The sequence below is a fragment of the Nocardia ignorata NBRC 108230 genome (assembly GCF_001612905.1).
In the GTDB taxonomy this organism is placed as follows: domain Bacteria; phylum Actinomycetota; class Actinomycetes; order Mycobacteriales; family Mycobacteriaceae; genus Nocardia; species Nocardia ignorata.
Genome location: NZ_BDBI01000026.1, coordinates 209,781 through 230,637 on the forward strand (window position 1 = coordinate 209,781; position 20,857 = coordinate 230,637).

The 20,857-nt window shown below is 68.6% G+C and carries 16 protein-coding genes; 8 read left to right on the top strand and 8 right to left on the bottom strand.

Translation table 11 applies throughout. From position 1 onward, the window contains the following. Nucleotides 1-201: 201 nt before the first annotated feature. The 5 genes from NI2_RS22655 to NI2_RS22675 are packed head-to-tail and all read left to right on the top strand — an operon-like array spanning nt 202 to nt 6,074. Nucleotides 202-1,935 carry a BCCT family transporter gene (locus tag NI2_RS22655; RefSeq protein WP_067493785.1) on the top strand — a complete coding sequence of 578 codons (1,734 nt, stop codon included), beginning with the start codon at nt 202-204 and terminating at the stop codon, nt 1,933-1,935. A gap of 28 nt (nt 1,936-1,963) precedes the next feature. Next, entirely contained in the window at nt 1,964-3,013 is a 1,050-nt protein-coding gene (locus tag NI2_RS22660) for an ABC transporter substrate-binding protein (RefSeq protein ID WP_067493787.1), read from the top strand. Nucleotides 3,014-3,018: 5 nt separating this feature from the next. Further along, complete coding sequence (locus NI2_RS22665; RefSeq protein ID WP_084476622.1) at nt 3,019-4,077, top strand: FecCD family ABC transporter permease; 1,059 nt, start codon at nt 3,019-3,021, stop codon at nt 4,075-4,077. Then, nucleotides 4,074-4,859 carry an ABC transporter ATP-binding protein gene (locus NI2_RS22670; protein WP_067493789.1) on the top strand — a complete coding sequence of 262 codons (786 nt, stop codon included), beginning with the start codon at nt 4,074-4,076 and terminating at the stop codon, nt 4,857-4,859. Before NI2_RS22665 ends, NI2_RS22670 begins: the two co-directional genes overlap by 4 nt. Before the next feature lie 6 nt (nt 4,860-4,865). Next, nucleotides 4,866-6,074, top strand: coding sequence for an MFS transporter (locus NI2_RS22675; protein WP_067493791.1), 1,209 nt, complete (start codon nt 4,866-4,868; stop codon nt 6,072-6,074). On the opposite strand, the gene NI2_RS22680 is transcribed toward NI2_RS22675, so the two are convergent. Beyond that, nucleotides 6,071-6,988, bottom strand: a complete 918-nt coding sequence (locus NI2_RS22680; RefSeq protein ID WP_084476623.1) for a 3-methyladenine DNA glycosylase — start codon at nt 6,986-6,988, stop codon at nt 6,071-6,073. The two genes, NI2_RS22675 and NI2_RS22680, sit on opposite strands and share 4 nt — an antisense overlap. A gap of 40 nt (nt 6,989-7,028) precedes the next feature. Next, complete coding sequence (locus NI2_RS22685; RefSeq protein ID WP_243749675.1) at nt 7,029-7,613, bottom strand: QsdR family transcriptional regulator; 585 nt, start codon at nt 7,611-7,613, stop codon at nt 7,029-7,031. Between the two features lie 64 nt (nt 7,614-7,677). Here NI2_RS22685 and NI2_RS22690 point away from each other — a divergent pair, with 64 nt between their 5' ends. Both NI2_RS22690 and NI2_RS22695 read left to right on the top strand, forming a co-directional pair. Next, nucleotides 7,678-8,841 carry an acyl-CoA dehydrogenase family protein gene (locus tag NI2_RS22690; protein ID WP_067493795.1) on the top strand — a complete coding sequence of 388 codons (1,164 nt, stop codon included), beginning with the start codon at nt 7,678-7,680 and terminating at the stop codon, nt 8,839-8,841. 9 nt (nt 8,842-8,850) lie between these two features. Continuing rightward, nucleotides 8,851-9,978, top strand: coding sequence for an acyl-CoA dehydrogenase family protein (locus tag NI2_RS22695; RefSeq protein WP_067493797.1), 1,128 nt, complete (start codon nt 8,851-8,853; stop codon nt 9,976-9,978). A 75-nt stretch (nt 9,979-10,053) separates the two neighbouring features. Here the strand turns inward: NI2_RS22695 and NI2_RS22700 are convergent, their stop codons facing one another. Further along, nucleotides 10,054-10,788, bottom strand: coding sequence for a Crp/Fnr family transcriptional regulator (locus NI2_RS22700; protein WP_067493799.1), 735 nt, complete (start codon nt 10,786-10,788; stop codon nt 10,054-10,056). A gap of 172 nt (nt 10,789-10,960) precedes the next feature. Between NI2_RS22700 and NI2_RS22705 the strand changes: the two genes are divergently transcribed. Further along, complete coding sequence (locus NI2_RS22705) at nt 10,961-12,139, top strand: AI-2E family transporter (protein ID WP_067493801.1); 1,179 nt, start codon at nt 10,961-10,963, stop codon at nt 12,137-12,139. A gap of 48 nt (nt 12,140-12,187) precedes the next feature. Here NI2_RS22705 and NI2_RS22710 read toward each other — a convergent pair whose 3' ends face one another. From NI2_RS22710 to NI2_RS22730, 5 genes are all read right to left on the bottom strand, one after another. Next, nucleotides 12,188-15,547 (bottom strand): P-loop domain-containing protein, encoded by a 3,360-nt coding sequence (locus NI2_RS22710; RefSeq protein ID WP_067493803.1) that lies wholly within the window; start codon nt 15,545-15,547, stop codon nt 12,188-12,190. A gap of 215 nt (nt 15,548-15,762) precedes the next feature. Further along, nucleotides 15,763-16,245 carry a Het-E N-terminal domain-containing protein gene (locus NI2_RS22715; protein WP_067493805.1) on the bottom strand — a complete coding sequence of 161 codons (483 nt, stop codon included), beginning with the start codon at nt 16,243-16,245 and terminating at the stop codon, nt 15,763-15,765. A 219-nt stretch (nt 16,246-16,464) separates the two neighbouring features. Continuing rightward, entirely contained in the window at nt 16,465-17,529 is a 1,065-nt protein-coding gene (locus NI2_RS22720; protein WP_067493807.1) for a hemolysin family protein, read from the bottom strand. Beyond that, nucleotides 17,522-18,877 carry a hemolysin family protein gene (locus NI2_RS22725; RefSeq protein WP_067493915.1) on the bottom strand — a complete coding sequence of 452 codons (1,356 nt, stop codon included), beginning with the start codon at nt 18,875-18,877 and terminating at the stop codon, nt 17,522-17,524. The genes NI2_RS22720 and NI2_RS22725 overlap by 8 nt, the downstream gene beginning before the upstream one ends. Nucleotides 18,878-19,138: 261 nt before the next feature. Then, a complete protein-coding gene (locus NI2_RS22730) occupies nt 19,139-20,575 on the bottom strand; it encodes a GuaB1 family IMP dehydrogenase-related protein (protein ID WP_067493809.1) in 1,437 nt (478 codons plus the stop codon). Between the last annotated feature and the right edge of the window lie 282 nt (nt 20,576-20,857).

Below are 20,857 nucleotides of genomic sequence, written 5' to 3' on the forward strand. Positions count from 1 at the left end.
CCCGACGACTACTGACTCAGACAGCCGTCTGTGCGAATCGTAAAGCAACCGAAAGATTGCCGGAGGTGGTTTCGGGGAACCAAGTCAAGGCTGGGTCGTGCCTTACCCGAGGTCCGCATCGATGCGCTGTACGGTTGCTGCAACCGGCCGGTTCGTCTGGGCGGGCCGGGGTGCGTGCGGCCGGAAAGGATTACGGACTCCATGTCTTACAACGCTGTCGACAGATCCGGTGACGCCGACGCGACACCGGGAGCGGTACCCCCGGGAGCATCGCGCAAACCGGGACTCGATCGATTCGTCTTCGCCGCCACCGCGATCGGCGCGCTGGCCTTCGTCGCCTGGGGTGCACTCGACGACGAAAGCCTCGCCGCCGCGGCGAGTTCCGCCCAGAAGTGGGTCATCACCAACACCGGCTGGCTGTTCGTGCTGGTCGCCACCGCGTTCGTGGTGTTCGTGATCTGGCTGGCGGCGAGCCGCTACGGTCGTATCCCGCTCGGCGCCGACGACGAGAAACCCGAGTTCCGCACGGTCTCCTGGATCGCCATGATGTTCAGCGCGGGCATGGGCATCGGGTTGATGTTCTGGGGCGTGGCCGAACCGTTGTCGCACTTCGTGAATCCGCCGCCGCATACCGCCGAGCCGGGCTCACCGGCCGCCGCCGAGGTCGCGATGGCGACCACGCTGTTCCACTGGACGTTGCACCCGTGGGCGATCTACGCCGTCGCCGGCCTCGCCATCGCCTACGGCACGTTCCGGAAAGGCCGCTCGCAGTTGATCTCCTCGGTGTTCCGGCCGCTGCTCGGCCGCCACGCCGACGGTCTCGGTGGCCGCGCGATCGACATGATGGCGATCTTCGCGACGCTGTTCGGCTCGGCCGCCTCTCTCGGCCTCGGTGCCCTGCAGATCGGTGCGGGCATGGAGTTCAACGGCTGGGTCGACGGTGTCGGCAAGATCGGTCTCGTCGCCGTCATCTCGGGCCTCACCGTGGCGTTCGTGTTCTCGGCCGTCTCGGGTATCGAACGCGGTATCCAGTGGCTGTCCAACATCAATATGGTGCTGGCCCTTGCCATCGCGGCGTTCGTGTTCATCGCCGGGCCGACGCTGTTCGTGCTGAACCTGCTGCCGATCGCCCTCGGCGACTACATCGAGATGCTGCCGACCATGGCCTCACGCACCGGCGCCGGTGACGAGGCGATGAAGGCCTGGCTGTCGAGCTGGACGATCTTCTACTGGGCGTGGTGGATCTCGTGGACCCCGTTCGTCGGCATGTTCATCGCTCGCATCAGTCGCGGCCGGACCATCCGCCAGTTCGTCACGGGTGTGTTGCTGGTGCCGAGCGTGGTGAGCCTGCTGTGGTTCGCCGTCTTCGGTGGCGCGGGCATCGCCGAACAGACCAAGGACCGCGCGCTCACCGAAGCGGACGGTTCGGTGGACTCGAACTTCGCCCTGTTCCACCTGCTCGACCAGTACCCGCTCACCTCGATCACCACCGTGGTGGTGATGATCCTGGTGGCGATCTTCTTCGTCTCCGGTGCCGACGCCGCCTCCATCGTGATGGGCACGCTGTCCGAACGCGGCAGCATCGAACCGTCGCGGTGGATCGTCATCTTCTGGGGTGCGGCGACGGGTGCGGTCGCGGCGATCATGCTGGTCATCGCCGATTCCGACAATCTCGGTGGCGCGCTGACCGGCCTGCAGGCGCTGACGACGGTCGTCTCGCTGCCGTTCCTCGTGGTGATGATCGCGATGTGTTTCTCCCTCTACAAGGACCTGCGCGACGACCCGCTGATCGTGCGGGCCGACCGGGGCGCGGAACTGATCGAGATCGCCGTCGACAAGGGCACCGAGATGCACGAGGGCGACTTCGCGCTGGTCACCGAGCCCTCCACCGGCGAGATCGTCATCGATCTGAAAAAGAAGGACGCCAGCGACTGACCAGTTACTTTAGGTTAGGCTGCCTTTCGTGAAATTGTCTGTGGGTCGGATCGGTCTGGTTTGTGTCACCGCCGCGGTGGCGAGCGTGCTCGTCGCCTGCGGCGAATCCGAGCAGGTCGCGGGTCCCGGCGCGGCGGCAGGCGGCGAAGGCCGCACCAGCTATCCGCTCACGCTGGACAACTGCGGGACCAGCGTCACCCTCGACGCGCCGCCGCAGCGGGTGGTGTCGCTGGACCAGGGATCCACCGAGATCCTGCTGTCGCTCGGGCTCGGCGACCGGGTCGTCGGCACCGCGTCCTGGACCGATCCGGTGCGCGACAACCTGGCCGAGGCGAACAAGTCGGTGCCGCGCCTGGCCGACAACGCCCCCACCTACGAGGTCGTCCTCGACACCGACCCGGACTTCGTCACCGCGTCGTTCGGTCGGCACTTCAAGCAGGGCGGCGTCGCCGATCGCGCCCGGTTCGCCGAAACCGGCATCGACACCTACCTCTCGCCCACCGATTGCGACAACGGGGTGAGCATCAACGGCGGCGGCAAGCGAACCAACCCGCTGACCATGGAATCGCTGTACCAGGAGATCCGCGAGCTGGCGACGGTCTTCGACGTCACCGACCGCGGCGACCGGCTCATCGCCGAGCTGCGCACCCGGGCGGACGCGGCCGTATCGGGGATCACGAAGACGAACGTGTCGATGGCGTTCTGGTTCGCCGACACCAAGAGCCCCTATGTCGCGGGCGGTCTCGGCTCGGCGAACCTGCTCGCCACCACGGTCGGCGCGACCAATGTGTTCGCCGACCTCACCGACGACTGGCCCGCCGTCGGCTGGGAGATCCTGGTCGACCGCAACCCCGACGTACTCGTCCTCGGTGACCTGCTCCGCAACCGTTTCCCCGGTGACCGGCTGGCCGACAAGACCGCCTTCCTCGGATCCGACCCCGTTACCCGCGACCTCGAAGCCGTCCGCGCCGAGCGCTACATCACGCTGCACGGCGCCGAGATGAATCCGTCCATCCGCGCCGTCGACGGCCTGGAGAAGGTGGCCGCGGGCCTGCGCGAACTGAAGGTGCCCAACTGAGTACCGTGCGCGAGCAGGCACGCACCACCCTCGGTCCGGTTCGGGAGCGTCCCCTGGTGCTCTGGACGCTGATCGTCGTCGGTGGGTTCGCCGCGCTCGCGGTGTCGATCCTGATCGCCGTCACCCTCGGCCCGGCCGACATCTCGCCGGTGAACGTGCGCGACGTGCTGCTGAACCACCTCGGGCTCACCGATGTCCCCGTGCGGGTGTCGAAGAACGCGATCGTCTGGGAGGAACGCCTGCCGCGTGCGCTGGTCGCCGCCGCGTGCGGTGCCGGGCTCGGCATCTGCGGTGTGATCATGCAGTCGCTGCTGCGCAACCCGCTGGCCGACCCGTTCGTCCTCGGTATCTCCTCCGGTGCGTCGACCGGCGCGGTGATCGTCGGTGTGCTCGGGGTGGGCGGGGCGGCGCTCGGGTTGTCGGGCGGGGCGTTCCTCGGTTCGCTCGTCGCGTTCGGGCTGGTGCTGCTACTGGCCCGCATGTCCGGCGGCAGCAACGACCGGGTGATCCTGGCGGGCGTCGCGAGCACCCAATTGTTCTCGGCGCTCACCTCGTTCGTCATCTTCGCGTTCGCCGACTCCGACGAGACACGCGGCGTGATGTTCTGGCTGCTCGGCTCGCTGGAAGGGGTGCGCTGGGACGATGTGACGCTGTGCGCGATCGTCGTGCTGGCGGGTGCGGCGGTGTGCCTGTACTTCGCCTACGTGCTCGACGCCTTCTCCTTCGGTGACGATGTGGCCGCCTCGCTCGGCATCGCCGTCGCCAAGGTGCGCATGCTGTTGCTCATCGTGACCGCGCTCATCACCGCGACCCTGGTCAGCGTCGCGGGCGCGATCGGATTCGTCGGGCTGGTCCTTCCGCACGCGGCGCGCTTCCTCGTCGGTCCCCGCCACAGCCGGTTGGTTCCGGCGACCGCGCTGCTCGGCGCGGTGTTCATGGTGTGGGTGGACGCGATCTCACGGGTGGCGTTCGCGCCGACCCCGCTGCCCGTCGGGGTGGGGACGGCCCTGATCGGTGTGCCCGCGTTCATCGTCATTCTGTCGCGCCGAAGGAGTGTGCGATGACGCTGCACGCGCAGAACGTCACCTGGGATCGGGGCGGGGCGCTCGTCGTCGACGGGGTGAGTCTCACGCCGTCGCCGGGGCAGACCGTCGGCCTGCTCGGGCCCAACGGGTCCGGAAAGTCCTCGTTGTTGCGGCTGCTCAACGGAGTGGTGCGGCCGACCTCGGGCGTGGTGACCCTCGACGGGGACGACCTCACCGCCGTCAAACGCAGGCAGATCGCGCGGGCGGTCGCCGTGGTGAGTCAGCACGCCGACACCGACGTCGACATCACCGTCGCCGACGTGGTTCGGCTCGGCCGCATCCCGCATCGCGGCACCTTCGGCGGCAACACCGCCGCCGACGAAGCCGCGGTGGCCGCCGCGCTCGAACACACCGGGCTCACGGCGAAGGCGGACCGCTTGTGGCACCGGCTCTCCGGCGGTGAGAAGCAGCGTGTGCAGATCGCGCGGGCGCTGGCGCAGGAACCGCGTGAACTCCTGCTCGACGAGCCGACCAATCACCTCGACATCCACCATCAGCTCGAATTGCTCGCTCTGGTCACCCGGCTGCCGGTGACCAGCGTGATCGCCCTGCACGATCTGAATCTGGCCGCCATGTTCTGCGATGCGGTGGTCGTGTTGAAGGAGGGCCGGGTCGTGGCGGGTGGTCCGCCGGTCGACGTCCTGACCGCCGATCTGATCGCCGAGGTGTACAACGTGCGCGCCGAGGTGATCACCGACGCGGCGAAGGGCCGGCTGTCCATCCTGTTCGAACCGGGGCCGGTCCCGGTCCCCGCACCCTGATCCGCGGTGCCGGGTTCGGGTCGGCCACTGCTCGACCGGTGGTCGCTGTCGCGTGATCTGGTCGCCGCGACTCCGGCGGTGCGGTTGCTCGTGCTCACCCAGCTGGCGTTCAACGTCGGCTTCTTCATGGTGCTGCCGTACCTGTCGGTGTACCTGACCGAGGATCTCGGGCTGCGCGCGGCGTTCGTCGGGGCGGTGCTCGGCTTGCGCACCTTCTCGCAGCAGGGGATGTTCTTCGTCGGTGGTTCGCTGGCCGACCGGTGGGGCGTGCGACCCGTGGTCGTCGCCGGCTGCCTTTGTCGCATAACAGGGTTCGTCGGCCTGGCGGCGGTCACCTCGGTGCCGGGGATCGTGGTGGCGACCGTGCTGATCGGGTTCGCCGGCGCGTTGTTCTCGCCCGCCGTCGAGAGCGCGCTCGCCACCGCGGCCGGGAGCGCGGGGCGGGCACGCACCGAGGCGTTCGCGTTGTTCTCCGCATTCGGGCAGGTGGGGGCGTTCACCGGCCCGTTGCTCGGGGCCTTGCTGCTCGCCGCCGACTTCGCGGTGGCATGCCTGGTCGCGGCCGGGGTCTTCGCGGTGATCCTGCTCGCGCATCTGCGGTGGTTGCCCCGCACACCCGGTGCGCACAGCACCTGGCGCGAGGGCTGGCGGGAAGTGCTCGCCAACAAGCGGTTTCTCGTGTTCGCGGTGGCGATGAGCACGCAGTTGGTCGCCTACAACCAGCTGTATCTGCTGCTGCCGCTCGAGGTGGAACGGGCGTGGGGTTCGCAGGCGCCGCTCGGCTGGTTCTTCGCGCTCTCGTCGCTGTTCGTGGTGGTCGCGCAGTTGCCGGTGACCCGGCGGGCGCGTTCGGCCGCCGCCCTGCCGGTCGGGCTGCTGGTGATGGCGACCGCGTTCCTGGTGATGGCGGTGTGCGCGCCCGCCCGGTGGCACGGCGTGGCGGGGCTGATTCCGGCGGCGGTGTTCGTGCTGCTGCTGGCGCTCGGGCAGATGATCGTGCTGCCGGTGTCGCGGGACATGGTGGGGCGCATCGCCGGTGAGCGGCGGCTCGGGTCGTACTACGGGTTGCTCGCGTCCATCGGCGGGGTGGGTGTGCTGATCGGCTCCGTGGTCACCGGTGTGCTGATCGATCTGGTGCCCGGGGGGAGTGCGCCGTGGGTCGCGGTGGCGGTCGCGCTGTGCGCGAGCGCTGTCGTGCTGCGGCGCGGCGGTTAGGTGGCGAGCTGCTCCAAGGCGGCCGACAATTCGGTGCAGGCGTCGCGTAATCGCGTGCGGAGCGAGTCGGCGGATTCGGCGACGGCGGCTTGGGCGCGCACGTATTCCGCACGGCCGTTGGGGGTTTCGACGCGGACCGGTTCGTAGCCGAATTCGCGCAGATCGTATGGGCTGGCACGCATGTCGAGTTCCCGTGCGGTGCAGGCGAGTTCGAAACAATCCAGCAGCAGATCCGAGGGAATCAGCGGGGCCAGCTTGAAACCCCATTTGTACAAATCCATGTTCGCGTGCAGACAGCCCGGCTGCTCCCGGTGCACCTGATCGGCCCGCGTCAGCGGTTCCGAATTGCGCCCCACCGCGTCAGGGGTGAAGAACCGGAACGCGTCGAAGTGCGTGCACCGCAACGACATCGACTCCACCACCGCATCGGTCCCGGCATGCCCCAACCGCAACGGCACCTGCTGATGGCGCACCTCGTCGGTGCGGTACACCATCGCCCACTCGTGCAACCCGAAGCACGACAGCTGCGCGGGCCGCGCCGCGGTAGCGGTCAGCAACCGCCCGACGAACTCCACCGTTTCCCGCCGCTTCACCAGATACGCCGGGTCGGCCGTGAACACATCGTCGCCCAGCCGGTGATAGCCGCGGGCACCCGCGTACTCCCGTGCTCCCCGCAAACCGATCCCGAACCCCGGATGCCACCGCCGCAGCTGCGCGGGCTTGTTCCCGTAGTAGGTGAACAGGAAATCGATGACCGGATGCGTGGTCCCCGCCGCCCGCCGCTCCAGATACGGACCGACCAGCCGATCGAGTCGCTCCCGGTGTGCGGACGCGGCGGCCTGCCACTCGGCCTCGGGCAATACCCGCGGTTCGAGAGCGGAGTCCAGGTCGTAGTGCGTGCTCACCTTTGTCATTGTCCCGTATCAGCCGGAGGCACCGACGACCCGGCGCAGGTCAGGCTCGTAGGAGCGCTACCTGCACCTGTCGGAGCCGATCCACATCGCCGCGGAAACCGGCGACCGCGTCGTTGTACAGGAACGCTTCCCACAGCCGCACCAGGGCGTAGGCCAAGGTGTCGCGGACGATGGGCGGCTGGTAGCCCTCGGCTTCGGCGCGTTCGATCAGGCCCGCCACGACCGCGACCGCGGTCTGGTGGACGATGCCGTCGCTGCGCGTGATCAGACGCAGGGCGCTGGTCGACTCGTTGTCGAAATAGGTGCGCAGCGAATCGTCCTCGACCAGCCAGTGGATGCAGCGGTCCAGAACCTCGTTGAGGCGTTCTCCGCCGGTCGCCCGGCACGTCCGGGCGGTGTGGGCGACCATGCGCTCGAGCTGGTGGGCGATCGCGGCTCCGAGCAGGCCGTCGCGGGAGCCGAACCAGCGGTAGATGCTGGTGCGCCCGAGGCCGAGCTGGGCGGCGATGGCGTTGACGTCGACGCGCTTGCCCGCGAGGAACGTGTCGATCGCGACGCGCAGCACATCGTCGCGGGTGGCCGCGGCCGGTCGTCCGGGCGCGCGTGTCCCTTCGGTTCGCGTCACAGGGGACAGCATAGGCCGCCGACGGTATTTGAAACATATCGCTGCCTGTGTAACATTCCCGAGCATGCAATTGGCACTCACCGAGGACGAGCTCGCCTTCCGCGACGAGCTGCGTGCCTTCTTCCGGCAGGAAATCCCCGACGACATCCGTAATCGCACCCGGCACATGGCCGAGGTCAGCAAGGACGACATCGTCACCACCCAGCGCATCCTCAACGCGCACGGGCTCGCGGTGCCGCACTGGCCGGTCGAATGGGGCGGCCGTGACTGGACCCCTGTGCAGCGTCATATCTGGCACGACGAGATGCAGCTCGCCTCGGTCCCCGAACCGCTCACCTTCAACACCAACATGATCGGGCCGGTCATCGCGCAGTTCGGTGCGCCGGAGATGAAGCAGCGCTTCCTGCCCGCGACCGCGAATCTCGACATCTGGTGGTGCCAGGGCTTCTCCGAACCCGAGGCCGGATCCGACCTCGCCTCGCTGCGCACGGTCGCCGTCCGCGACGGCGACGACTACGTGATCAACGGCCAGAAGACCTGGACCACCGCCGCGCAGAGCGCGGACTGGATGTTCTGCCTGGCCCGCACCGATCCGAACGCGCCCAAGAAGCAAGCAGGCATCTCGATGCTGCTCTTCCCGCTGGACACACCGGGCGTCACCGTCCGCCCGATCGAACTGATCGACGGCGGCTTCGAGGTGAACGAGGTATTCCTCGAGGACGTGCGGGTGCCCGCCGACCAGCTCGTCGGCCAGGAGAACCAGGGCTGGACCTACGCCAAGTTCCTGCTCGGCAACGAACGCACCGGCATCGCCGCCGTCGGGCAGACCAAGGTGCGGCTGTGGCTGGCCAAGGAACACGCCAAGCAGACCCGGCTCGGATCCGGCACCCTGCTCGACGACCCGATGTTCGCCGCCCGCATCGCCGAACTCGAAAACGAGCTCATCGCACTCGAACTCGTGCAGGCGCGTGTCGTCGCGGGTTCCGCCGACGGCGCACCGAACCCGGTGTCCTCGATTCTCAAACTGCGCGGCACCGAACTCCAGCAGGCGGTCACCGAACTGCTCGTCGACATCGCGGGTCCGGACTCGCTCGCCCGCGAGACCGATGAGCCCGACTGGGCGCGGCGCAGCACCGCCACCTACCTCAACTACCGCAAGACTTCGATCTACGGAGGATCCAGCGAGGTGCAGCGCAGCATCATCGCCTCGACGATCCTCGGACTGTGAGACAGCGCAATGGATTTCGAATTCACCACCGAACAGGACATGCTGCGCGACACCGTCCGTAGCGTCCTCACCCGGCACTACACCCACGAACGGCGCGCCACGGTCGTCGCCACCGACCCCGGCTGGGATCCGCAGGTGTGGTCGACTTTCGCCGAGATCGGTCTGCTCGGCCTCACCATCCCCGCCGACGACGGCGGACTCGACGCGGGCCCGATCGAGACCATGCTCGTGCTGGAAGAACTCGGGCGTGCGCTCGCGCCGGAACCGGTGCTCGACTGCGCGCTGATCCCCGGCGCCGTCATCACCCGGGCAGGCTCCGCGCAACAGCGCAAACAGCTGCTGCCCGGGATCGCGGCAGGCGAGCGCAGGCCGGTCTTCGCCCATGTCGAGCCGGGGATGCGGCCACCGTCCGCCGCGGTGTCCACCCGGGCGACCCGCGACGATGGCAGTTGGCGGGTGACCGGGCGCAAGCATCCGGTCGCCGCCGCGGATTCGGCCGATCAGTTCATCGTCAGCGCGGCACTGCCCGACGGCGGCACCGGCCTGTTCCTGGTCGAACCGACCGATCCGGGCGTCACGGTCACCGCCTTCCGCACCCACGACGGCCGCCGCGGTGCCGACCTCACCTTCGACGGCGCCGCCGCCGAACCCCTCGGCAACCCGGTCGACGCCGCCGATGTGATCGGCGAAACGATCGTCACCGCCCAGGCCGCGCTCGGCGCCGAAGCGGTGGGCGCCATGAGCGAATCGCTGCGCCTGACCACCGAGTACCTGGGCACCCGCAAACAGTTCGGGGTCGCACTGCGTGCCTTCCAGACGCTCACCCACCGCGCCGCCGACATGTACGTCTCGCTGGAACTGGCCAGGAGTATGAGCCTGTACGCCTCGATGTCACTGGCCGACGGCATCGCCGACCCGCTGGTCGCCGCTCGGGCGAAACTGCGAATCGGCCGCTCCGGCAGGCACATCGGCCAGGAAGCCATCCAGATGCACGGTGGCATCGGCATGACCGCCGAGTACCCGGTCGGCCACTACACCGCCCGCCTCACCGCCATCGAACACACCCTCGGCGACTCGAGTGATCACCTGCGTTACCTGACCGCCCACGTCACCGACCACCAGCTGGCGGAGATCTGAGCCGAATTCCGGCCCCGGCGGGCGCGAGTGTCGCCCGCCGGGTCGTTCGGCGGCACGCGGCCGGACCGCCCCGGGTCAGTGCGACGACTCGAGGTGGTGGAGACGCTCGGGGGAGGCGAGGGCGATCGTCGGGTCGTGGAGGGTGATCAGGTTGTCCCGGTCGAATTCTTTGAGGGCTTTGTTCAAGGTGGAGACAGAGGTGCCGAGCATGGCGGCGAGGGTGCGGTGGGGCAGCTCGACGGTGTTGTCGACGGCCTCGTCGAGCAGGAGCTGGGCCAGTTGGGTCGGCAGCGGGCGGCCGAGCATGTTGATGAGGCGGCCCTGACCGGCGGCGAGGCGCTTCGCCACGCTCGTGAGCCAGCGTCGGGCGATGGCGGGGTGCTCGGCCAGGAGCGCGTCGAAAGCGGCGGCAGGCAGGAACAGGCAGTGCGCATCGGTGTGGGCGCGGGCGGTGTAGGGCGGTGGGGTTTCGAGTAGCAGGGCGAGATCGCCGTCGAGGTCGCCGGGGCGCAGGACGTCGATGACCGTTTGTTCTTGCGCCGAGCCGACCGACAGCTCGACCAGGCCCTGCCGGACGAACCACACCCCCTCCGATGCGGCGCCGGCGGCGAACAGCAACGACCCGGCGGCCAGGTGTCTCGGCTCGAAACGGTCGGCGAATTCGTCGTAGTCCTCGGGACGCAGCGGGCAGGTGCGCAGGCGGCCCACGCATCGCGCGACCCAGGCCGCGTGCCGTAACTGATCGTCGCCGAAATTCTCTTCGCCCGTGGCGCGGACCAAATGGGAAAACGCCCGATGACTGTGGATCATTGCTCGCTCCTGGTGGTGGTGCCGCAACTTCGTCCCACTTCGATTATCCTCGCCGAACTCCGCGAATGCGTACCGCGCAAAAACGGATCTCACCACCGTCGAGGCGCGCCGACGAGGAATGTTCATCATGCGGCGGCGCCGGGGCGCATGCCAGACTAGCGGCGTGGGCGCGATGGGGAATGCGAGCGCTGAGGCGCGAACGGATGGGCAGCAGGGCCGCGACCGAGGCGAGGTGATCGGTGGCGGACTGCTGTGGCTGGCCAAATGGGCACTGTGTGTCGTCGCGATCGCGGCGGGCGCGTGGGTGCTCGGCACGATCGCGGGAAAACTGTGGGTGGTGCTGTTGCCGGTCGCGCTCGCGGTTGTGGTGACCACGATCCTGTGGCCCGCGACCCGATGGCTCACTGCCCACCGGATGCGACCCTCGCTGGCCGCCACGATCACCCTGGTCGGTTTTCTCGCGGTGGTGGCGGGAGTGATCGCACTGATCGTGCCGTCGGTCGCCGATCAGGCACCGCAGCTGGCGGACAAGGCGACCGCCGGTGTGAACCAGGTGCGTGACTGGGCTCAAGGTCCGCCGCTGAACATCCGCGACGAGCAGCTCGACTCCGCTGTCGACGCGATCGTGTCGCGACTGCAGTCCAGCGGTACCCAGATCGCCAACGGTGTCTTCACCGGCGTATCCACCGCGACGTCGGTCCTGATCACGATATTCCTGGTGCTGGTTCTGGTGTTCTTCTTCCTGAAGGACGGTCCGCGCCTGCTGCCCTGGATGCATGTCGTGTGCGGCAACCGCAGCGGCCGTCACATCGAGGCTGTGCTCGAACGGGTCTGGGGGACCCTCGGCGGGTTCATCCGCACGCAGGCGATCGTCAGCTTCGTCGATGCCGCCCTCATCGGCGCGGCCCTGTTCATCCTCGACGTGCCGTTGGCGCTGGTGCTGTCGGTGATCACCTTCGTCGGCGGTTTCATCCCGATGGTCGGCGCGTTCGTGGCGGGCGCGCTCGCCGTCCTGGTCGCGTTGGTCGGCAACGGCTTCACCACCGCGCTGATCGTGCTCGGTGTCGTGATCGCGGTGCAGCAGCTGGAAGGCAATGTGCTGCAACCGGTCCTGCAGAGCCGCAGCATGGAGTTGCACCCCGTGATCGTGCTGCTCGCGGTGACCGCGGGCGGCTCACTCTACGGCATCACCGGCGCCTTCCTCGCGGTCCCGGTGGTCGCGATGATCGCGGTGGTCCTGCGCTATCTCGGCGAACAGATCGACGCGGTCACCAGGCCCTCCGACTCCCCGGAATGCGAGACGGCGGCGAAAGCGGCTGTCACACCAGAACCATCCGGCGATTCCGCCTGACCGATTGCCCTGCAGCAGGGAGGAATTCATCGGCGACTATGCAGGTGGCTACTCCTCGCCGTAGATTTCCGACACCAGGGCACGCAGCGTAAGTTGGTCCACTACCCTCAGCCCGGACAGTGGGATCGCCCACCTGCCGGTGAGCCAGGCGCGTGCTAGCAATCGCTTGGCCTGTGCGGGCGAGCGTGCGGCGATTTCCTCGGCGACGCGAGTGAAGGCGTAGACACGGTGCTCAGGGTCGTGGATGGCGTAAGCGAGCGATTCGGCCTGCGCGGCATCGGATTCGGCGAGGCCGACGGCAACGAGGGTCAGCGCGTGTGCCTGCCAGAACGGGTCCCGGATTCGGTACGCGAGCGATCCGGCTTCCTGCGGTGAGACACGGGCCAGCGACCCGACGGTGGTCTGGCGGAGCGGATCGTGCAGGCGGTGCGCGAGTTGTTCGGCGTACTGGGTGTCGGTGCGGGCCGCCGAAGCCACGATCATGTAATTCAAGGACGTCGAACCGACCAGATGAACCGCAGCATCCGCTGGGACGATCGGGGTGTATGCGGCGCGCTCGGCGAGCGCAGCGGCACGCGTCGCGTCGATATCGACGATCGAGTCGGCCGCAGCTGCGAGGATGCGATTCGCCGCGCCGGAGTGCTGGTTTCGGCTTGCCAGTTCCTCGGCATCGTCGATCAGCCGCGATGCCCGGTCCGGATCGGTAGGGGCGACGGCCCGAGCGATGCGGGCCAGGGCGAGTGCCCGATCCGTCGGGCCCAACAGGTGGGCGACGACTGTGGCGTGGTCTGGATCTTGCCGGGCAATCCGCTCGGCGACTCGGGTGATCGAGTCCGCCCGCGCAGTTCGGTCCGCGAAGCCGAGAGCGAGATAGATCGCACGATCGGGATCGGTGACCGCGATGGCGGGCAGGACGCTCGCCAGCATGGCGTCGCGCAGTTCCGGATCCGGCATGTCGGCCACCAGGTCATCGCCACGCTCGGCGAGGCGGATGGACTGATCCGGATCGGCGCTCGCTTCCCTGACGACCGAAATGAGCGCGTCGGCACGAAGCCGCGGATGGCTGATTCTGCGCACGAGTCTTTCGGCTCGGTCCTGGTCCTGCGGCGATAGCGCCCGAGCAGCACGGCAAACCGCATCAGCGTCCCGAGACGGGTGGGCTGCTGATGCGGCGACGTTTCCCGCACGCTCCGCGAGCTGGGCGGCGTGTTCCGGACGACCGTCCGCGACTGTCCAGGCGACCGAAATCAGGGCGGCGGCCTGCTGCTCGAAATCGGCGATCCCCTCGGCCATCGACTCGGCGCGGTCGGGGGCGGTGTGCGCGACCGCCCGGACCGCCCGGACAAGTGCAAGCGACTGCAATCCAGGGTCGGGGAGAGACCGTGCCAGCCGTTCGGCGTGTTCCGGATCCGTTCGACCGACCACCGCGGCCATCTCCATGAGTTCGTTGCTCCCGATGTTGTCGGTGCCGACCAGGGTTTCGGCGTGCAGCACCCTTCGAGCTGCCCAGTCGGGATCGATCTCGAGCATCGCGGAGGACAAGTAGGGGATAACGCGGAGTTGCTGTTGGGGATCGAGGAGCGCTGACACGAGCTCTTCGGCGCGCGCGACCGAATGCGTGGCCAGCTCTGCGTCGACCGACGCGACAGCCGCGGCAATATCAGCGAGGAGGTAGACCCGCGTAGTCCCGTCCGAGACGTCGTCGACAATTGCTTCGGCTCGCTCGGCGAGTCGGACGGCGCGGCGGGGATCGATGGTCCCCAGCGCCAGGCAGATACGCGTCAGTGCCACGACCCGCCGGTGGGGGTCCACGATGGTGTTGGCGATGGCTTCGGCACGGCCGGGGTCGGAGATCGCCACAACGGCGGCCACCCGCGGCAGGACGATGTCGGGTCGCTCGGCAGTCCGTGCGAGTGCTTCCGCGCGGTCCGCGTCGGATTGCGCGATGATCTCGGCGATCTCGATCGTCGCGGTTGTCCGACTCGAGACAGGTATCCATGTAACGAGACGCAATGCGCGATCCGGGTCACGGCGGGCAATCGCCGCGGCTATTCGAGCCCGCAGTTGTGCACGGTGGTCGGCGTCTCGAGTCGTCGTCCTCTCATCGAAAGCAATCGACTCCGCCTGCTCGATGAGGCGATCGGCCCGCCGCGGTTCGGTCTCGGCGATCTCTTCGGCCAGGTATACCAGCGCATCGGCTTGTCGTGCGCGGTCTGGCAGGCTCAGCGCCAGGGCTTCGGCCCGATCAACTCGACCGAGGTGCGCCCAGAGCGCCGGAAGCGCGGCGGGAACTTTGTCGTTGCGGTCCCGGAGCTGATCGCGCAGCCGAGCCAGGTGTGCTGTCGTGGTGAGGTCGGGATCGTGATGCTCACAGATGCGCCGCTGGACGGTGCGAATCTCGGTGAGCGAGACAGAGTCACCGCCGGTGTGCGCCCGCAAGCGATCGTGCCGGGTCGTATCCAGCGCCAGCTCCGCCATCCGCGCGTAATCATCGGCCCGGTCCAGGATCGAGAAATACCGGCGCAGTAGGAAATCGGGGGTTTCGGGTGGCCACCCGGCTTCCCGGTATTCGTCCGCCCAGGCGTGCAGACGGTCCCGGCTCTCTCGCAGCAGTCGCGTTCCAAGGCGCTGTTCCGCGGTGCGCTGGAGGGTCTCGTGCGCCAAGGCGTGGATCGGATCGAGGGAACCGTCGAGTTCGAGTGAGCGGGAACTGGCGCGGAAACTGCGTCCGGAGACACCGCGGACCAGGTCGTCGATTTCATAGGGAGCGAGGTCGGTGAGTTCGGCGAGTTCGCTGGCAGTGAGGCCGTTGGCGGCGGTGACGAGGGCGAGCAGGCGGCGGAATCTCTCAGGGCCGCGCAGCAATTGGTCGAGTTCTTCGATGGCACGTTCGCGGATCCCAGCCGCGTGTTTCGATCGAGTGAGGCGGTGGATCGGGGCGTCGTGCAGTGGGTGGCCCGCGACGATTCGTAGATGTGGACCGTGTCTGCCGGCGACGATCACCCGCAGATTCGCCACGGGCAGTCGTGGCAGGAGGTTGACGATCGGTGGCTTGCCGATGTCTTCGTCGAGGCCGTCGACGACGAGGACGAGTCGTCTGCCGTGGGCGGCGAGTTCGCGGGCGGCGGTGGCCAGCAATTCGTTTCGCAGGCCGTCGCGGTTGATCGTTGCCGCGGCGATCAAGGCCCGCTGCTCGGGGAGTAGGGCCGCGAGTTGGTCGAGGACGGCGTCGGTGAAGGCGGTGTGATTGTTCTGGTCGGCCAGGCGGTCGGTGATGAAGAAGCTGATCACGGTGACGTCATCGGGCGGGTTCAGCGCGAACCACGCGAGCAGCGCGGACTTGCCCGCCCATGGGTTCGCGCGAATCCACAGGTACGGCGCGTCACCGCGGCAGAATTCGGCGAGCATCCGCAACTCGTCGTCGCGTTCGAGCAGACCGCTTGTCGGCGCGAGGAATTCGCGTACCTGGGTGACGTACAGCGACGCCCCGGTGAGCAGGGCCGCGTTCGAGGCGATCTCGAACCGCTGGGTGTGCTCGATCCGCAGATCACCGCCGACGGTGACGCCGTCGAAGTCGAAGATCGGCCCGTTCCCCGGGGCGAACGACGCGCTGGAGCCGGGGACTACTCGGGCGCCGTCGAAGGGTCCGGTGTGTACCCGGTTCGGATCCCGGTGATCGTGATCGACCGGCCCGCCTTGACGTCGGTGAGATGGGCGGCGTTGCCGGAACTCGTGGTGATATCGCTGATTTCGATGTCCGCGTCTGCTTCGACTCGGTCGAGTCGCACGCCGACCGTTTCCGCCACGGCCGGTGCCTGCTCGGCGATGACCCGCCACAACCGCTGGACCGCCTCGATCAGCTCCGGATCCTCGTCGGCCCCGGCGGCATCGAGTTCCTCGGCGAGTACCACTTGTCGCGAGGGCGCGTCCGGCCGCCGTTCGACGATCTCGACATCGACCGACCCGTACTTGCGGGTGAGTAGATCCTTGAATCCCCGGTATGCGTCGGCGATCGCCGCTTTCGACGTGTCGGTGATTCCGGCGACGAGCCCTGCCGACACCGCCGAGGCGGCCGCCGTCGCCGTCGCCATGATCGTGGGGTCCATCCGTTCGCCCTCCCAGTCCGCGGATCGGAACCCGCCCAACATACCCGACCCGCCTGCACCACGACCGGTGTGGAAGCGAAAGCGACTGGCGCCGAGACTGATTCGCCGTCGGACGCACACAGTCAGTCGAGCGCGTGCGTCCGATCGAGGTAGAGGGCGGCGCTCCTCAGACGTTCCGGCGGACTGCGCAGGTGGATGGATCAATCCTGCGCGGCACGATCATTCTGGTTTGCGGTGAGTCCCGTCGCGCACGGTACCGACGAACTCCTCCACGAGATCCTCGAGCGCGACGACGCCGACGGTGTTTCCGCGGGCATCCACCACCCGGCCCAGATGACTGCTGGTGCGGCGCAACCGGGCCAGCGCCTCGTAGAGCGCGGTGGTCGTGGTGACCGTCGGCAGGGGGCGGATGTCGGTGCGGGGGATCTTGGTGTCGGGGCCCGCGTTGTCGTCGGCGACCTCGTCGAGCACGTCCTTGATGTGCAGGTAGCCGACGAGCGAACCGTCGGCCGCGCGGACCGGGTACCGGGAGAACCCGGTCTCGGCCACGGCGGCTTCCACGTCGCCGAGGGTGGTTCCGTCACCGCGCAACGGCACCGAACGCGCGTCGGCCAGCGGCACCATCACATCACCGACGATCCGCTCGGAGGTGCCGAGTGCCTGGGTGAGCCTGCGGTGTTCCTCCTCGTCGAGCAGACCCTCCGATCGCGACTCGCCGATCATCTCGGCCAGTTCCACCGTTGACACCGTCGCGTCGAGTTCGTCCTTGGGTTCGATGCGCAGCATTCGCAGGGTGAGGTTCGCGGCGTAGTTGTAGAGCGCGATGAGGGGGCGCGCGATCCGCAACCACATCAGGTGGATCGGTACCAGCAGCAGCGCCGAGCGTTCCGGACCGGCCAGCGCGATGTTCTTCGGGACCATCTCGCCGAGCAGGATGTGCAGGATCACCACCAAGGTCAGCGCCAGCGCGAACCCGACCGGGTGCAGCAGCTGCTCGGGCAACCCGAGCAGTTCGAACGGCCGCTCGATCAGGTGCGCGATGGCCGGTTCGCCGACCCGGCCGAGCAGGATCGAGCAGATGGTGATGCCGAGCTGGGCGGCGGCCAGCATCATCGACAGGTTCTCGCCCGCCTCGATCACCGTCGCGGCCTTCTTCTTCCCCTGTGCGACAAGGGCTTCCAGGCGATCACGACGGGCCGAGATGAGCGCGAACTCGGCGGCGACGAAGAAGGCGTTGCCCGCGAGCAGCACCACGGTGAGGACGATTCCGAACAGATCACCCATGGTTGTGCTCCCGTGCCGCGAGGTTCGCGTCGTCGACGGGCACCAGGCGCACCCGGTCGATCCGTCGTCCGTCCATCCGTTCCACCCTGGCCACCCAGCCGCCCGCACCGCCACGCGATTCGGGCAGGACGACCTCGTCGCCGCCCATCGGAATGCGGCCCAGCTGGGTGAGGACGAGTCCGCCGAGGGTTTCGTATTCGCCCTCGGGCGCGTCGTAGCCGGTCGCGCGGGACACCTCGTCGATGCGCAACAGACCCGAGCAGTCCCAGCCGTCGCTCACCCGGCGCACATCGCGTTCCTCCTCGTCGTGCTCGTCGCGCACGTCGCCGAGGATCTCCTCGATCAGGTCTTCCATCGTGACCATGCCCGCGGTGCCGCCGTACTCGTCGACGACGAGCGCCACCTGCATGCCGTCGGCGCGGACCCGTTCGAGCACCTCGTCGCCGTCGAGACTGGCGGGCACGATCGGTACCGCGACGGCGAGTTTCCCGAGCGGGATCTGCTTGCGCAGGTGCGCCGGATGGGTGAAGGCGTGTTTAACGTGGACGACGCCGAGGGTGTTGTCCAGGTCACCGTCGATCACCGGGAACCGGGAGTACCCGGTGCGCGCCGAGGCGGCGATGAGGTCGGCGATGGTGTCGTCGCGGTCGAGCGACTCCACCTTCACCCGGGGGGTCATCAGGTCCTCGGCGCTGCGTTCACCGAACTCCAGCGAGCGGTCCATCAGCTGCGCGGTGCGCTGATCCATCGCGCCGCGCTGGGCCGAGGTGCGCACCAGCGACCCGAGTTCCTGCGGTGACCTGGCCGAACGCAGTTCCTCGGCCGGTTCGATGCCGAGCCTGCGGACCAGCCAGTTGGCGGCGTTGTTCAGGAATCGGATCAGCCATTTGAAGAACACGGAGAACCCGATCATCGGGCCCGCGGTGAGCCGGGCCGTCGCCATCGGCTTGGCGATGGCGATGTTCTTGGGTACCAGCTCGCCGTAGATCATCGACAGCGAGGTCGCCAGGATCAGCGCCAGCGCGAGCGCGACACCGGTCGCGGCGGCCTCGCTCAGGCCGATGCCGTCGAGCAGCGGCGCCAGCAGCCGTGCCAGCACGGGCTCGGCGATGAAGCCGGTGATCAGAGTGGTGATGGTGATGCCGAGCTGGGCGCCCGAGAGCTGGAACGACAGGGTGTTGTGCGCCTGTTTGACCAGTCGTGACCGGGTGTCACCGGAGCGCGCGGCCGATTCGACGGCGCTGCGTTCCAGGGCGGTGAGGGAGAATTCGGCGGCCACGAACAGGGCGGTACCGAGGGTCAATGCGGCGAAACCGAGCAGGCTGAGCACTGTCAGCACGGTGGACATCCTCAGCACCACCCATGCGGTGCGGGGGCGAGACCAGTGGATCGGACGGACGCTGCGGAAAGGAGGACGCCGGGTTTGTCACCCGGCTCCGTAGAGGAGCCCTCCTGTGTGGCGCCCTTGGACGCGGGTGACAACTGGATCCTTTCGAGGTGGGAAAACGAGCTGTGCCGAGATCGGCAACTCCATAGTAATCCGTCGCCTCGGTTGATGTGTCAGCGGCGCGGCCGACCGGCGCTCGTGGGCGTCCGGCCGGCCGGTCGATCACCACCCGCTCGGCAGCGGCCTGCCCTCGGCGAACCCGGCGGCGGACTGCACACCGAGCACCGCGCGCTCGTGGAACTCGGGCAGGGTGCGGGCGCCCGCGTAGGTGCAGGAGCTGCGCACACCCGAGCAGATGTGGTCGATCAGGTCCTCCACGCCCGGCCGTTCGGGGTCCAGGCGCATCCGCGAACTGGAGATGCCCTCCTCGAACAGCGCCTTGCGGGCCCGGTCGAAACCGCTGTCGGCGGCGGTGCGGGCGGCGACGGCACGCTTGGACGCCATGCCGAAGCTTTCCTTGTAGGCGTTGCCGTCACGGTCGACGCGCAGATCGCCGGGGGATTCGTAGGTGCCGGCGAACCAGGAGCCGATCATCACGTTCGACGCGCCGGCGGCCAGCGCGAGAGCCACGTCGCGGGGGTGCCGGACACCGCCGTCGGCCCACACGTGCACGCCGAGTTCCTGTGCGGCGGCGGCACATTCGGCCACCGCGGAGAACTGGGGGCGGCCGACGCCGGTCATCATGCGGGTGGTGCACATCGCGCCGGGCCCGACACCGACCTTGATGATGGTCGCGCCGGCCTCGGCCAGGTCGCGGGTGCCCTCGGCGGAGACCACGTTGCCCGCCACCAGCGGCAGCCCGAGGCCGAGATCGGCGACGGTGCGCAGGGATTCGAGCATCTTGGTCTGGTGACCGTGGGCGGTGTCGAGAACGAGGACGTCGGCGCCCGCGTCGGCCAGTGCCTTCGCCTTGGCGGCCACGTCACCGTTGATGCCGACGGCGGCGGCGACGCGCAGTTTGCCCTCGGCGTCGACGGCCGGGGTGTAGATGCCCGCGCGGATGGCGCCGGTGCGGGTCATCACGCCCGCCAGGGTGCCGTCGGGGTGGGTGAGTACGGCGAGCTGGGTGTGTGATCCGGCGAGCCGGTCGAAGATGTCGCGGGGCGAGGCGTCGACGGGGGCCTGCACGAAATCGGTCAGGGCGATCTCGCGCAGCCGCGCGAACCGGTCGACGTCGGCGCAGGCCGCCTCGGTGACCACGCCGACGGGTTTGCCGTCCTCGACGACGACCACCGCGCCGTGCGCGCGCTTGTGCATCAGCGCCAGCGCGTCGGACACCGCGGCGTCGGGGTCGAGGGTGACCGGGGTGTCGGCGGTGAGCGAGCGGCTCTTGACGAACGCGATGGTCTCGGCGGCCGCCGGGATCGGCAGATCCTGGGGCAGGACGACCAGTCCGCCGCGCCGGGCGACGGTCTCGGCCATCCGCTTACCGGCCACCGCGGTCATGTTCGCGACGACGAGGGGGATGGTGGTGCCCGAGCCGTCGACGCTGGCCAGGTCCACATCGAAGCGGGACGCGACATCCGTCCGGTTCGGGACGAGGAACAGATCGTCGTAGGTCAGGTCGTACGGCGGCGGTGGGCCCGGAAGAAATCGCACTGTGCCGATGATAGCCGTGTGAGCGGTCCGGCGGGCGGATGCGCGTGGCGCGCTCGAAAGGTGGGGCCGGAAACGGCGCGTGGCCGAACCGTAATCAGTTCGGCCACGCGGTGATTCAGGGTTGATCAGTTTGCGGAACGGTTGCGGTTGCCCGCCGGAGCCGCCGGACGACCGGCGCGCCGCCGCGAATTCGTCGGCGTGTCGCTGCTCCGGGCGTGTCCGCCGGCGCCCGCGGGCTTGCGGGAACGGGACTCGCCGGTGGGGCGGTCGCGGCGCGGCGCG